This is a genomic window from Streptomyces sp. ADI96-02 (genome assembly GCF_003846185.1).
Classification (GTDB): Bacteria; Actinomycetota; Actinomycetes; order Streptomycetales; family Streptomycetaceae; genus Streptomyces.
The window spans coordinates 4,029,810-4,042,907 of the sequence record NZ_ML123034.1 but is presented as its reverse complement, the minus strand read 5'-3'; the positions used below and the strand labels follow the sequence as shown (position 1 = coordinate 4,042,907).

The window sequence follows — 13,098 nt, the reverse complement described above, 5'->3', positions numbered from 1 at the left end:
GCCGTCGAGATCCGGCGCCAGCTCCTGAAGGGGGTGCCCGAACTTCGCGACCTCTACAAGGTCACCGCACTCCTGGCGAAGATCCAGCTGCGGTTCAGCGGGATCGAATGCCCCTCCGACAGCGACGCCCTGCAGACCCTTGTAGAGGCGGAATGCCCGGACACGAACATGGTCGCGACGGCCCGCACCGAGCGGTCCGCCGCAGAGGATCTGGCGCTGATCGTCCTGCGCAGCTGGCTGGCCACCCTTCCGGGAGGAGCGAGGTGACCGCGAGTGGCCGACTGAGGGCCTCGACCGCGATCGCCTTCCACAAAGAAGTCGCGACCCGGGAGGCTGCCGAAGCCGAAGTACGGGGCTGGTCGCAGCTCGCCTCCAGGATCCAGGTCCCGGCCCTGCGGGGGCGTCCGGCATTGCCGGACCGCCATCTACTGGCGTACGAGGATGTCTTCGCGAGCGGACGGTGCGAGCTGCTGCTCGGCGACGTGATCGCCCTGGCTGATCGCGATCCGGAGGCGCTGCCGCGCCTGGCCCGACTCATGGACGGCGTCTGCCACGACCTGCGGGCGGCGGCCGACGAGACCGGAAAGGTGGTGCCGCTCGCCGAGTGCGTGCCGGATCTTTACCTAGATCGGATCCGACCGGGCGGCCGACTCGACCGCTGGTACACGCGACGGGACCTGCCGATCAGCCTGCCCCATTCCGACGTCACCCTCACCGTCCAGGAGCTGGCCGGCTACACGGTCACCGCCAACGGCCTACTGCTCACGCTGAACGTCGCCGCGGCCATCGACAGCGTCCGCCACACCCTCAGCCCCGACCGGCGCTGGCCAACCGGACTGACGCAGGGCGACCCCACCGAACCCAACATCGCTGACCCGCTGTGCTGGCTCGACTTCGAGTTCGCTGGCCGCAACACCATCGCGGGCGAAGCTGCGAACCTGCTCTGGTACCTCATGGCCTTGGGCGGCTGGCTCGTCCCCCATTACCAGCCCGACGTGTACGTGCGCACCCTTCGCCTGGCCCTGCCCTCCCACACCAGCCCTCGCATCGACCACCTGGAACTGCACGCCGCCACACGGCACATCGACATCCGGTACAGCTGGAACACCGGCGCCGGCCGCCACGCCGCCATCGCGGGGGTACTGCACAGCCTCTGCGGCCATGGCGGCATCGGTATGGATGAACTCCGTGCCTTCTTCGCCCTGCGCATCCTCGGCGTCATTCCGTCCGCCCGGCTGACCGGCCACGACCTGCTGCTCGTCTTGGTCAAGCTTGCCGAGAGCCAGCACCCCGGTACTGAACTCGGGGCCTTCCTCACCACCGCACCGGCTCTTCCTTCCGACCCCGCCGAACGGAGCCGCAATGTCCCTGCCCCTGCTTGAGACCCATCTCCAGGTTCGGCCGTTGCAAGGCCGGACGGCCCTCGTCACCGGCGGGGCCACCGGCATCGGTGCCGAGATCGGCCGCGCACTCTCCATGTGAGGAGCAACCGTGGCCATCAACCACCTCGGTCAGGAGAGGGAGGCGCAGGCGCTTCTCGCCACCTTCGACCGCGGCGGAAGTCCTGGCGTGGCCATGGACGCCGACCTGACCGACCCTGACGCAGTCCAGACGATGACCGACCGGGTCCGTGCAGAGGCCGGCCCCATCGACATCCTCGTGAACAACGCCGGGGCCTATCCACGTGTCCCGTGGCAGGACACCGACGAGGCTGCCTGGAACTACTCCCTCGACGTGAACCTCACCGCGCATTACCGCGCCTGCCACGCGGTGACCCCTGGCATGGCCGAACGGTGCTGGGGCCGCATCGTGAACATCGGCAGCGTCAACGCCCGCGCTGGCCGGACCAACCTCGTCGCCTACAGCACCGCGAAGGCAGGGCTCCTGGGCCTCACCCGATCCCTCGCCCGTGAACTGGGCCCGTACGGAGTCTGCGTCAACACGGTCCTGCCCGGCGCCATCCAGGTCGAGGCCGAGACCGCGATCCCCGCCCGCCATCGCGCCAGCCCGGAGGACCAGATCAAGCGCCAGTGTGTTCCCCGCCGGGGGCGGCCCGAAGATGTGGCGGCGCTCGTGGCCTTCCTCGTCGGGCCCTCCGCATCGTTCATTACTGGGCAATCGGTCCACGTCGATGGCGGCTGGCTGATGCACTGAGAACGTCAACAAGCAAGGAGACAGAGCCGAATGATCGAACGAGTCCGAGCCGTCCTCGTCACCGAGCACGACACGATGCTTGTCATCCGCCGTACCAAGCCTGGAGTTCCCGTGTACTGGGTGCTTCCTGGTGGAGGAGTCGAAGCCGAAGACGAGTCCCGTGAGGCCGCCCTCCATCGGGAGATCCACGAGGAGATCGCAGGGAAGGCGGACATCGTCCGCCTCCTGCACACGATGGAGTCCGAGGACGAGCGTCAGCTGTTCTACTTCGCCCGTATCGCGACATGGTCCTTCGCCGACCGCACAGGGCCCGAGTTCAGTGCAGAGGGCCGGGGCGAATACGCGCTGGAGGAGGTCCCGCTGACCTTGGAAGGGATCGACGGCATCGATCTCAAGCCCGAGGAGATCACCCATGTGCTCCGAGGTGCCCTCGGGGATGGCACTCTCTCGGGTGTTGCCACGGCCTGAGCGATGACACGCAAGCATGTCACCGGGGCCAGCGCTGGCCGGTCTCGGTGGCACTTCGATGTCATGCCTTCGTGGTCCGGTGGGTAATAAGCGCGGGCGGGTGGGCTGAATCCGTCGGAACTCCTGGGGATGGAAGTCTCAGCGTGTCCGGCGCTGTTGAGCGGAGCGGATGGTTCGGGTCGAGGGCGGCGGCTCAGGCGCGGCGTGCCAGGTGCGCTGGGGGAGGTCGGCGAGGCGGCTCAGGCGCCACGTGAGGACCTCGCTGTAGCTGGTGGCCGTGTCCAGTTCCCTGTGACGGGCGGCCTGGGCAAGGAGAGCCACCGGGTCGTGGCCGGCTTTCTTCGTGGCGGCGAGTGTGACGGAGAGGGCAGACCAGCCGGGTTCGGCGAGGATCTGCTCGGCCAGGTCCGGGAGCGCCTGGCGGGCAACTGCCGCCTGTTGTTCCCGCAGGAAGAGAGCGAGGTGGCGGCCCCGTTGTTGGACTACGGCGATCGGCTGGACTGTGGCCGCCTGGTACGCGGCGCGGAGGTGCTCGGCTGCCTGTCGTGCGGCTTCGGCCTGTTGATCGTGGTGGTGGGCCTGGTGCCAGTGGCGGGCAGCTATGACGGCCAGAAGAAGCGCGTCGAGGAGGATCGCGAGGGCAGCCCCGTCCTTTGGGAGCGGGTTCACGCAGGATCGCCTTGACGGCGTTCCTGGTGGCGCGGGCTTGTTGATGCTGGGCGCGGATGCGTGATCGGCCGACGTGCTCGAACGCGGTGGCTGCCCGCATGAGCTGGGGGCGCAGATCGGCCGGAGCGCGTAGGGGCAGTGCGTCGAGAGTTTCGGCGAGGGCCGCGATGTGCGCCTGCCCGGTCCCGTCATCGCTGCTTGCGAGCAGATCGGGCACGCGGTCCGTGGCCTGTGCGAGTCGTCGCCAGGCGTCGGGTTGGGGCGGCATCGCCGAGGGCGTATCTGCAGGGGCCAAGCGTTCGCTGATCTTGGGATAGGAGAGGTCTGGGGCGAGAGTGGATCCGGCGAACCAGACAGGTTGGCCGTCCTTGTTGGTGTCGCCATCGAGGGCGATCTTGTACCCGCGGATGTCGCCCGAGGGGAAGTGCTGGATCTCCATGAGCACCCCTGATCCGCCGAGGCTAACCTGCTGGGTATCCATCGGGAAGCTCTCTTCTTCCTCATTGGTCAGGCCCTCGATCGGGATGCCAGTCCCGGCCGGGGGCCGTCTCATGTCTGTGGTGAGCGTGAGCATATGCCCGCCAACCGGCCCGGAATCCAGTCAGGTTGGCAGAGCTCACCCGTGCGGGTGACGCGGCCCGCGAACGCGCCCGCGACCTGGGCGGGACACCGGCCGGTTGGGTTGGGTGGGGTTATTTCCCCCGTGCTGAAAAGCTTTTGACGTCGTGGCCCACCGCGTCTCGGCCCACCACGTCCCGGCCCACCGCGTCCCGGTCCACCACGTCCCGGCGGCCCGGGTCGCGGTCCACCGGGTCGCGGCAGTCACGATCCGGTCAGCGCCGCCTCCGCCCAGACCGTCTTGCGCGGAAACGGCCCGTGCTCGGTGCCCCACCGCACCGACAGCGCCTCCACGAGCAGCAGCCCGCGCCCGGACTCCGCGTCGGCCGAAGGCGCTCGGCGCAACGGGACGTCCGCGCCCCGCGCGTCGCTGACCTCGATACGGAGCGTGTCGCCGTACACACGGAGCAGAATGCGGAAGTCCCGCCCCGGAACGTGCCCGTGCAGCGCCGCGTTGGTCGCCAGCTCGGCGATGACCAGACCGGCGTCCTCCGACGGCAGCCCCCAGGAGCGCAGTTGCTCGGTCGCGAGCAGACGGGCGAGCCGGGCTCCCCGGCGGGTGGCGGAGAGCTGGACGACGAACTCTCCGGCGCGAGAACGCGGTTGAGTGATTTTCCTGTTCACGTCACTCAGCGTGTCCGGACTGTATCTACCCTGGGAAGCACCGACGCGGCTACGGAGCGTCACTGTCCCTGCGGCGGCGCACCGGAGGCAGAATGGTCCTGCGTCGCCAGCTCGAACACCTGCTTGAGGTGGGCCTGTTGCGGCACGTCGAGATCCAGGGTCATGCCGGTGGAGGCGGAGGAGCACGCGGGGCTGGGCGGCTCGCACAGAGTCCTTGAGCTCACTGACGGAACGACGGTCGGGCACAACGAGGTTCAGCTCATCAGCGGGCTGATCACCGATCCCCGGGAAGTGCAGATCCTGGACATGCGCTACAACCTGATCCGGGCTCAGGCGCTCACACCCCGGTTGTCACGGGAATTCATCGAGAAACTGCTGGGAAAGACGTGAGCACCGAGCTGAACTGGATCAAGAGCAGCTACAGCACCAACGACGGCCCCGATTGCGTCGAGGTGGCCGCCACCTCGGCGACGATCCACGTACGCGACACCAAACAGCTCCCCGGCGGCCCCCGCATCCCCGTCACCACCGCCGCCTGGGTCGACTTCGTCGTGTACGCCACGGAGACCGGCCGCCCATGACGCCGCTAGGCGGAAACGCCGCCCGGCGGAATCGGCGGAATCGGCGTCCACGTGACCGAGCCCACCCCCCACTCCGTTGAAACTCCCGCAACAATGAACATGTGATCACCTCCCCGGCACGGAGCCCTCAGCGTCGCAGCGAGCATGCCCCGACGCCGTACGTCGACCTGTCGCGCGGCGAGTGGAGCGCCCTGCGGGACAAGACGCCGCTGCCGCTGACCGCCGAGGAGGTGGAGCGGCTGCGGGGCCTGGGCGATGTGATCGACCTCGACGAGGTGCGGGACGTCTACCTGCCGCTCTCCCGGCTGCTCAACCTCTACGTGCAGGCCACCTCCGGTCTGCGCGGGGCGCTGAACACCTTCCTCGGGGACGCGGGCAACGGCCACGGCGCGCAGCGCGGCACGCCGTTCGTCATAGGGGTCGCGGGCAGTGTCGCCGTCGGCAAGTCCACCAGCGCCCGTATCCTCCAGGCGCTGCTGGCCCGCTGGCCGGAGCACCCGCGCGTCGAGCTGGTCACCACGGACGGCTTCCTGCTCCCGATGAAGGAGCTGCGGGCGCGCGGGCTGACGTCGCGCAAGGGGTTCCCGGAGTCGTACGACCGGCGCGCCCTGACCCGCTTCGTCGCGGACATCAAGGCGGGCAAGGACGAGGTGACCGCACCCGTCTACTCGCACCTGATCTACGACATCGTTCCCGGCGAGCGGCTGACCGTGCGCCGCCCGGACATCCTCATCGTCGAGGGCCTGAACGTCCTGGCGCCCGCCCTGCCCGGCAAGGACGGCCGGACCCGCGTCGGGCTGGCGGACTACTTCGACTTCAGCGTGTACGTGGACGCGCGCGCCGAGGACATCGAGACCTGGTACCTGAACCGTTTCCGCAAGCTGCGCGACACCGCCTTCCAGGACCCGTCCTCGTACTTCCGCAAGTACACCCAGGTCTCCGAGGAGGAGGCCCTGGACTACGCGCGCACCATGTGGCGGACCGTCAACAAACCGAATCTGCTGGAGAACGTCGCTCCCACCCGCGGCCGTGCCACCCTGGTGCTCCGCAAGGGTCCGGACCACAAGGTCCAGCGGCTGTCCCTGCGCAAGCTCTGAACGGGGAGGGTGGCCGCGTGCTGCACCTGCGTCTGATCGTGCCCGCCGACACCACGGACGAGGTCGTGGACCTGCTGGAGTCCACGGTCGGCACCGCCCATCTGGCCGTCCTGCCCGGGGCCGCCCGCAGCCCGGCCGGGGACCTGGTGCTGTGCGACGTGGCGCGGGAGGCGGGCGACGAGCTGATCGGCGCGCTGCGGCGGCTGGGGATCGACGAGAGCGGCTCCATCTCCATAGAGAACACCGACCTGACGCTCTCGGCGCACGCCGACCGGGCGGAGGAGGAGGCTCCGGGGGACGGTCAGGACGCCGTGCTGTGGGAGGAGCTGACGGAGGCGACGCACGAGGAGTCGACGTTCAGCGTCACCTACGTGTCCTTCCTCGCCCTCGCCACGATGCTCGCCGCCTGCGGTGTGATGCTGGACAACGCGGTGCTGATCGTGGGCGCGATGGCGGTCGGCCCCGAGTTCGGGCCACTGGCCGGGGTCTCCACGGCTCTGGTGCAGCGCGCTCCGCGCCTGGTGGCGCGCTCGCTGTGGGCGCTGATCGGCGGCTTCGCGGTGGCGATGGTCATCACCGCGGGCTTCTCCTGGCTGATGGACGCCGTCGGGCTCTTCGACCAGTCGATGATCGAGGCCGACCGGCCCATCACCGGCTTCATCTGGCAGCCGGACTGGATGTCGTTCGTGGTCGCGTTCCTCGCGGGCATCGCCGGGACCCTCTCCCTGACCTCGGCGAAGTCCGGTGCGCTGATCGGCGTGGCGATCTCCGTGACGACCGTGCCGGCCGCCGCCAACGCGGCCGTGGCGTTCAGCTATTCGGACTACCAGCAGACCATCGGCTCGGGCCAGCAGCTACTGGCCAACCTCGGCGGGATCGTCCTGGCCGGCACGCTCACGCTGCTGGCCCAGAAGGCCCTGCTGGCGGCGCGGCGCAGGCGGGCGCCCCGGGCCGACAAGCCGGGGGCGTCCGTGGGGAGCTGAGCGGGCGGCCCGGCCGACCGCAGGCCGCCCGAGGGCGTTCGGGCGACCGCAGGCGGGCCGACCGCAGGTCAGCCAACCGCTGGCCAACCAACCGCAGGTCAGCCGAGCGCGGACTTGACCACGTCGGCCAGCCGGCCCGCGACGGCCCGCGCCTGCTCGATGTCGGCGGCCTCGACCATGACCCGCACCAGCGGCTCCGTACCCGACTGGCGCAGCAGTACGCGGCCGGTCTCGCCCAGTTCGCGCTCCGCCTCCGCGACGGCGGTGGCCACCTCGGAGGAGGTGCCGACCCGGGACTTGTCGACGTCGGGCACGTTGATGAGGACCTGCGGCAGGCGTCGCATCACCCCGGCCAGCTCGGCGAGGCTGCGGCCGGTGGCGGCGACCCGGGCCGCGAGCATGAGGCCGGTCAGCGTGCCGTCGCCGGTCGTGGCGTGGTCCAGGACGATGACGTGGCCGGACTGCTCGCCGCCGAGCGCGAAGCCCTCGGCCTTCATCGACTCCAGGACGTACCGGTCGCCGACGGCGGTCTGGACGAGGTGGATGCCCTCCCGCTCCATGGCGATCTTGAAGCCGAGGTTGGACATCACGGTGCCGACGACGGTGTCCTTGCGCAGCTGCCCGGCCTCGCGCATGGCCAGGGCCAGCACGGCGAGGATCTGGTCGCCGTCGACCTCCTCGCCGGCCGCGTCCACGGCCAGGCAGCGGTCCGCGTCGCCGTCGTGGGCGATGCCGAGGTCCGCGCCGTGCTCGACGACGGCGGCGCGCAGCAGGTCCAGATGGGTGGAGCCGCAGCCGTCGTTGATGTTGAGGCCGTCCGGCTCGGCGCCGAGCGTGACGACCTCCGCGCCGGCCCGCGCGAACGCCTCGGGCGAGACGCGGGCGGCGGCGCCGTGCGCCTCGTCCAGGACGACCTTCAGGCCGTCGAGCCGGTTGGGCAGGACGCCGATGAGGTGGGCGACGTACCGGTCGAAGCCCTCCGTGTAGTCGGTGACCCGGCCCACGCCCGCGCCGGTCGGACGGTTCCACGGCGCACCGGTGCGGTGCTGCTCGTAGACCGTCTCGATCCGGTCCTCCAGTTCGTCGGCGAGCTTGTGGCCGCCCCGCGCGAAGAACTTGACACCGTTGTCCGGCATGGCGTTGTGGCTGGCGGAGAGCATCACGCCGATGTCGGCCCCGAGCGCGCCCGTGAGGTACGCCACGGCGGGGGTCGGCAGCACGCCGACGCGCAGCACGTCCACGCCCGCGCTGGCCAGACCCGCCACGACGGCGGCCTCCAGGAACTCTCCGGAGGCCCGGGGATCACGGCCCACCACAGCGGTCGGGCGATGGCCCGCGAAGGTGCCCGCCTCGGCGAGTACGTGCGCCGCCGCGACCGAGAGCCCGAGCGCCAGCTCAGCCGTCAGATCCGCGTTGGCGACACCGCGCACTCCGTCCGTACCGAAGAGTCGTCCCACTGGTGTCCTCCGAAAGTGCTCCGAAACCGCAAAACCAAAGCAAAGCGACACAAAACCATCAAGACAGCGAAAAAACCAAAGCGGGACGGCGAAAGTCAGCCGTCCGCGCCCATACCCGGCGGCGCTCTACCGACCCGCACCACCACCGGACCGATGAACGTCTTATGCCGTTATACGCCCGTGGGGGCCGATAAACGAACGCCCCAGCAGCACGGGTGTGCCGCCGGGGCGAACGAGTAACGCGAACGAGCAGGCGATTTAGCGCTTGCTGTACTGCGGAGCCTTGCGGGCCTTCTTGAGACCGGCCTTCTTGCGCTCGACCGCACGGTCGTCGCGGGAGAGGAAGCCGGCCTTCTTCAGCGTGGCGCGGTTGTTGTCCACGTCCGCCTCGTTCAGCGCGCGGGCCACGCCGAGGCGCAGGGCGCCGGCCTGACCGGAGACGCCGCCACCCGAGATGCGGGCGATGACGTCGTAGCGTCCGTCGAGTTCGAGCACCTTGAAGGGCTCGTTGACTTCCTGCTGGTGCACCTTGTTGGGGAAGTAGTCCTCAAGGGTGCGACCGTTGATCTTCCACTTGCCGGTGCCCGGAACGATCCGGACGCGGGCGATGGCGTTCTTGCGACGGCCCAGGCCGGCCGCGGGCTGCGGGTCGCCGAAGCGGCCGGCGAGGGACTCGCTGGTGTACTCGCCCTCGACGGGAACCTCGGACTCGAAGGTGGTGACCTCGGCGAAGGTCTCCTCCTCGGTGCCCTCGACGGGGGTCTCAACAGTGGTCTCGGCCACGATTCTCCTCAGATCTTTCTGTATGTCTTAGGGGGTGGCCGGAACTACTGCGCGACCTGGGTGATCTCGAACGGGACCGGCTGCTGGGCAGCGTGCGGGTGCTGGTCGCCCGCGTAGACCTTGAGCTTCGAGAGCATCTGACGGCCCAGGGTGTTCTTGGGGATCATGCCCTTGATGGCCTTCTCGACGGCCTTCTCGGGGCTCTTCGAGAGCAGCTCGTCGTAGCGCACCGAACGGAGACCGCCCGGGAAGCCCGAGTGGCGGTACGCCATCTTCTGGGTCTTCTTGTTGCCGGAGAGGTGGACCTTCTCGGCATTGATGATGATGACGAAGTCGCCCATGTCCATGTGGGGGGCGTAGATCGCCTTGTGCTTGCCTCGGAGGAGGTTCGCAGCCGTGGTGGCCAGACGGCCCAGGACGATGTCCTGAGCGTCGATGATGTGCCACTGGCGCGTCACATCTCCGGGCTTGGGGCTGTACGTACGCACTTCGTAGCCTTCGCTTCTTCAGTGGATGAGGACCAGACAACACATGGCACCCCTGAAGCGATCATGCAGCTGGGGCTCACACTGCCGGGACGACGCCCGTATGCGAGCCACTGGTAACTGCTCCAGAGAACCTACGTAGGGGCTTCTGGCGTGAGAACGACGAAACCCATACGTATAACAAACCGGAAGACTACCGGGGAGCCCCCGCACGGGTCAAAACGACCCCGGCCGACCCACCCGGCCCACCTTCCCGGCCCCGCCTCCAGCCCCGCCGCACACACCCAGCCCGACCGACGCTTGAGGCCACCTCCCAGCCCCGCCGGCGCTTGAGGCCACCTCCCAGCCCGGCCGACGCTTGAGGCACCTTCCAGCCCCGCCGGCGTTTGAGGCGCCTTCCAGCCCGGCCGACGCTTGAGGTCACCTCCCAGCCCGGCCGACGCTTGAGGCCACCCTTCCAGCCCCGCCGGCGTTTGAGGCGCGGGGGCCCGGGGGCAGCGCCCCCGCAACGGCGCCGCACGGCCCCCCGCACCCGCGGCCGACCGTCCACCGCCGACCGCCGACCGCCGACCGCCAAGGTCACCGCGCCCGCTGAACCCGCCGCTCGTCCCACACCGGCTCCGCCGTCTCCCGTACGACCCCGTCCGACCCGAACACCAGATACCGGTCGAACGACTTCGCGAACCACCGGTCGTGCGTGACCGCCATCACCGTGCCGTCGTACACCTCAAGACCGTCCTGCAACGCCTCGGCCGACTCCAGGTCCAGGTTGTCCGTCGGCTCGTCCAGCAGCAGCGCGGTCGTCCCCGCCAGCTCCAGCAGCAGGATCTGGAACCGCGCCTGCTGCCCACCCGAAAGCCGCTCGAACGCCTGGTCCCCCTGCCGCTCCAGCTCGTACCGCCGCAGCACCGACATCGCCCCGCCCCGGTCCTTCGCGTGCTCGGACCAGAGGATCTCCACCAGGGTCTTCCCCAGCAGCTCCGGATGCGCGTGCGTCTGCGCGAAGTGTCCCGGCACGACCCGCGCCCCCAGCTTCCACTCCCCCGTGTGGGCCACCGGCTCCCCCGCCAGCAGCCGCAGGAAGTGCGACTTGCCCGACCCGTTCGAGCCGAGGACGGCCACCCGCTCCCCGTAGTAGATCTCCAGGTCGAACGGCTTCATCAGCCCGGTCAGCTCCAGGCCCTTGCAGGTCACCGCCCTCACCCCGGTCCGACCGCCGCGCAGTCGCATCCTGATGTCCTGCTCGCGCGGCGGCTCCGGAGGCGGGCCCGCCTCCTCGAACTTCTTGAAGCGGGTCTGCATCGCGTGGTAGCGGTTGGCCATGTCGGGGCTGTTCGCCGCCTGCTGCCGCATCCGCAGGACGAGCGCCTTCAGCCGGGCGTGCTCCTCCTGCCACCGCCGCAGCAGCTCCTCGAACCGAGCGAACCGCTCCTTGCGGGCGTCGTGGTATGTGCCGAAGCCGCCGCCGTGCACCCACACATCGCTGCCCGCCGCGCTCGGCTCGACACTGACGATCTTCTCGGCGGCCCGGGAGAGCAGCTCCCGGTCGTGGGAGACGAAGAGGACCGTCTTACGGGTCTCCTTGAGCTTCTCCTCCAGCCACCGCTTGCCGGGGACGTCCAGATAGTTGTCCGGCTCGTCCAGCAGCAGCACCTCGTCCGGCCCGCGCAGCAGCGCCTCCAGGACCAGCCGCTTCTGCTCACCGCCACTGAGCGTGCGCACCTCGCGCCACTGCGCCTTCTCGTACGGGACGCCCAGCGCAGCCGTCGTGCACATGTCCCAGACCGTCTCGGCCTCGTAGCCGCGCGCCTCCGCCCAGTCGCTGAGCGCCTGCGCGTACGCCATCTGCGCGGCCTCGTCGTCGACGCTCAGGATGCGCTCCTCGGCGGCGTCCACCGCCCTCGCCGCCTCCCGGATGCGCGGCTGGGACACCGACACCAGCAGGTCCCGTACGGTCCGCTCGTCCCGCACCGAGCCCACGAACTGCGGCATCACCCCGAGCCCGCCGCTCACCGAGACCGTGCCGCCGTGCGGCTGGAGCTCGCCGGCGAGCAGCCGCAACAGGGTCGTCTTGCCCGCCCCGTTGGCCCCGACGAGCGCGACGACGGCCCCGTCGGCCACCCGGAACGAGGCGTCGCCGAGCAGCACCCGCCCGTCCGGCAGGTAGTACTCCAGATGGCCCGCTTCGAGATGTCCCATACCCCTCATTGTCACGGCCCCGGAGCCCTCGCCCAACCAGGTTTCCGCCGACTCCGCGCCGCCCCTTCGGCGGCGGAGGGCATCCCCATAGGATGCGCCCATGAGTTCATGGCAAGGGGGGCCCTCCAGGGGGCCAGGGGACAACGGGACTCCGGACTGGGCCGCGCTCGCCGAGGAGTCCGCCGCGCGCGCCCGCCGCAGGAGATGGCTGCTGATCGGCGGCGGAGTGCTGGCCACCGCGCTGGTCGGCGCGATCGTGGCCACCGCCGTGGTCTCCACGGGCGGCGGCGACGGAAGGAACGGCCCGGACCGCGCGGCGAGCGACCTGCCCGCGCCGGTCGACCTTCCCGAGGACACGGCCGCGCCGGCCCCCTCCTTCTCCTCCGTCGCGCCGCCACCGCCGCCGGACCCCGAGGACTACATAACCAGCGCCCGCAAGGACCCGGCCCCGATCACCGTGGACGGCTTCTTCCCCGGCAGGAAGCTCGCCATGGGCGACCGCATCCACCTCAAGGGCGCGACGGACCGCACCGCGGACTGCGCGGCCGGCACCCAGGGCGCCCTCGGCCAGGTCCTCAAGGCCAACGGCTGCGAACAGCTCATCCGCGCCACCTACCGCAAGGACGGCGTGGCCGTCACCGTCGGCATCGCGGTCTTCGCCACCGAGGCCCGCGCGAAGAAGACGGTCGACCAGGCGTCCGGCGGCATCGCCTCCCTCAGCGGCGGCGGCGTCCCCACCTTCTGCCGCGCCGGCACCGTCTGCCGCCGCACCACCAACTCCTACGGCCGCTACGCCTACTTCAGCGTCGGCGGGTACCTCGACGGCACGCGCGTCACCACCGGGTCCAAGGACGTCTACGCGGTCGGCGACGACCTGACGGACTTCGCCTTCCGCCAGATCCACCGCCGCGGCCAGCTCCAGGCGGCCCGCGCCGCGGCCGACCCGGACGCCTGACAGCCCCGCTTCCCACCCCGCCGCA

Annotated in this window: 13 protein-coding genes and 2 pseudogenes; 10 read left to right on the top strand and 5 right to left on the bottom strand. The window is 70.1% G+C overall.

Annotated elements, in window-relative coordinates; translation table 11 throughout:
• The 5 genes and pseudogenes from EES43_RS17930 to EES43_RS17910 form a co-directional block, all read left to right on the top strand.
• A pseudogene (locus EES43_RS17930) lies at positions 1–267 on the top strand (nucleotidyltransferase domain-containing protein); the annotation flags it as partial.
• Complete coding sequence (locus EES43_RS17925; protein ID WP_124269631.1) at positions 264–1,382, top strand: hypothetical protein; 1,119 nt, start codon at positions 264–266, stop codon at positions 1,380–1,382. The pseudogene EES43_RS17930 and the gene EES43_RS17925, both read left to right, overlap by 4 nt.
• 109 nt (positions 1,383–1,491) lie before the next feature.
• A complete protein-coding gene (locus EES43_RS17920; protein WP_241192467.1) occupies positions 1,492–2,154 on the top strand; it encodes an SDR family NAD(P)-dependent oxidoreductase in 663 nt (220 codons plus the stop codon).
• A gap of 30 nt (positions 2,155–2,184) precedes the next feature.
• On the top strand, positions 2,185–2,622 hold the full coding sequence (locus tag EES43_RS17915) for an NUDIX hydrolase (RefSeq protein ID WP_124269630.1): 438 nt from the start codon (positions 2,185–2,187) through the stop codon (positions 2,620–2,622).
• A gap of 327 nt (positions 2,623–2,949) precedes the next feature.
• Positions 2,950–3,306, top strand: a complete 357-nt coding sequence (locus tag EES43_RS17910; RefSeq protein ID WP_124269629.1) for a hypothetical protein — start codon at positions 2,950–2,952, stop codon at positions 3,304–3,306.
• Between the two features lie 807 nt (positions 3,307–4,113).
• Here EES43_RS17910 and EES43_RS17900 read toward each other — a convergent pair.
• Complete coding sequence (locus tag EES43_RS17900; protein ID WP_124269628.1) at positions 4,114–4,533, bottom strand: ATP-binding protein; 420 nt, start codon at positions 4,531–4,533, stop codon at positions 4,114–4,116.
• 65 nt (positions 4,534–4,598) lie between these two features.
• Between EES43_RS17900 and EES43_RS17895 the strand changes: the two are divergent.
• The 4 genes and pseudogenes from EES43_RS17895 to EES43_RS17880 form a co-directional block, all read left to right on the top strand.
• A pseudogene (locus tag EES43_RS17895) lies at positions 4,599–4,923 on the top strand (Scr1 family TA system antitoxin-like transcriptional regulator); the annotation flags it as partial.
• Positions 4,920–5,114 (top strand): DUF397 domain-containing protein, encoded by a 195-nt coding sequence (locus tag EES43_RS17890; RefSeq protein WP_124269627.1) that lies wholly within the window; start codon positions 4,920–4,922, stop codon positions 5,112–5,114. The pseudogene EES43_RS17895 and the gene EES43_RS17890, both read left to right, overlap by 4 nt.
• A gap of 101 nt (positions 5,115–5,215) precedes the next feature.
• Positions 5,216–6,211 (top strand): type I pantothenate kinase, encoded by a 996-nt coding sequence (coaA, locus tag EES43_RS17885; protein WP_124269626.1) that lies wholly within the window; start codon positions 5,216–5,218, stop codon positions 6,209–6,211.
• A gap of 17 nt (positions 6,212–6,228) precedes the next feature.
• Entirely contained in the window at positions 6,229–7,194 is a 966-nt protein-coding gene (locus EES43_RS17880) for a DUF389 domain-containing protein (RefSeq protein ID WP_124269625.1), read from the top strand.
• A gap of 98 nt (positions 7,195–7,292) precedes the next feature.
• Here the strand turns inward: EES43_RS17880 and glmM are convergent, their stop codons facing one another.
• The 4 genes from glmM to EES43_RS17860 form a co-directional block, all read right to left on the bottom strand.
• The gene (gene glmM / locus EES43_RS17875) at positions 7,293–8,651 is read right to left on the bottom strand and encodes a phosphoglucosamine mutase (protein WP_124269624.1); all 1,359 of its coding nucleotides are present in this window, start codon (positions 8,649–8,651) and stop codon (positions 7,293–7,295) included.
• Between the two features lie 258 nt (positions 8,652–8,909).
• Positions 8,910–9,434 (bottom strand): 30S ribosomal protein S9, encoded by a 525-nt coding sequence (gene rpsI, locus EES43_RS17870; protein WP_124269623.1) that lies wholly within the window; start codon positions 9,432–9,434, stop codon positions 8,910–8,912.
• A 44-nt stretch (positions 9,435–9,478) separates the two neighbouring features.
• Positions 9,479–9,922 (bottom strand): 50S ribosomal protein L13, encoded by a 444-nt coding sequence (gene rplM / locus EES43_RS17865; RefSeq protein WP_124269622.1) that lies wholly within the window; start codon positions 9,920–9,922, stop codon positions 9,479–9,481.
• A gap of 576 nt (positions 9,923–10,498) precedes the next feature.
• A complete protein-coding gene (locus EES43_RS17860) occupies positions 10,499–12,118 on the bottom strand; it encodes an ABC-F family ATP-binding cassette domain-containing protein (RefSeq protein ID WP_124269621.1) in 1,620 nt (539 codons plus the stop codon).
• A 100-nt stretch (positions 12,119–12,218) separates the two neighbouring features.
• On the opposite strand from EES43_RS17860, the gene EES43_RS17855 reads away from it, so the two are divergent.
• On the top strand, positions 12,219–13,073 hold the full coding sequence (locus tag EES43_RS17855; RefSeq protein WP_124269620.1) for a hypothetical protein: 855 nt from the start codon (positions 12,219–12,221) through the stop codon (positions 13,071–13,073).
• Positions 13,074–13,098 lie beyond the last annotated feature (25 nt).

Bases quoted from the DNA above. Each gene is read 5' to 3' on its own strand.
- EES43_RS17855 (WP_124269620.1), top strand. From the start codon at position 12,219: ATGAGTTCATGGCAAGGGGGGCCCTCCAGGGGGCCAGGGGACAACGGG.
- EES43_RS17915 (WP_124269630.1), top strand. From the start codon at position 2,185: ATGATCGAACGAGTCCGAGCCGTCCTCGTCACCGAGCACGACACGATG.
- EES43_RS17860 (WP_124269621.1), bottom strand. From the start codon at position 12,118: ATGGGACATCTCGAAGCGGGCCATCTGGAGTACTACCTGCCGGACGGG.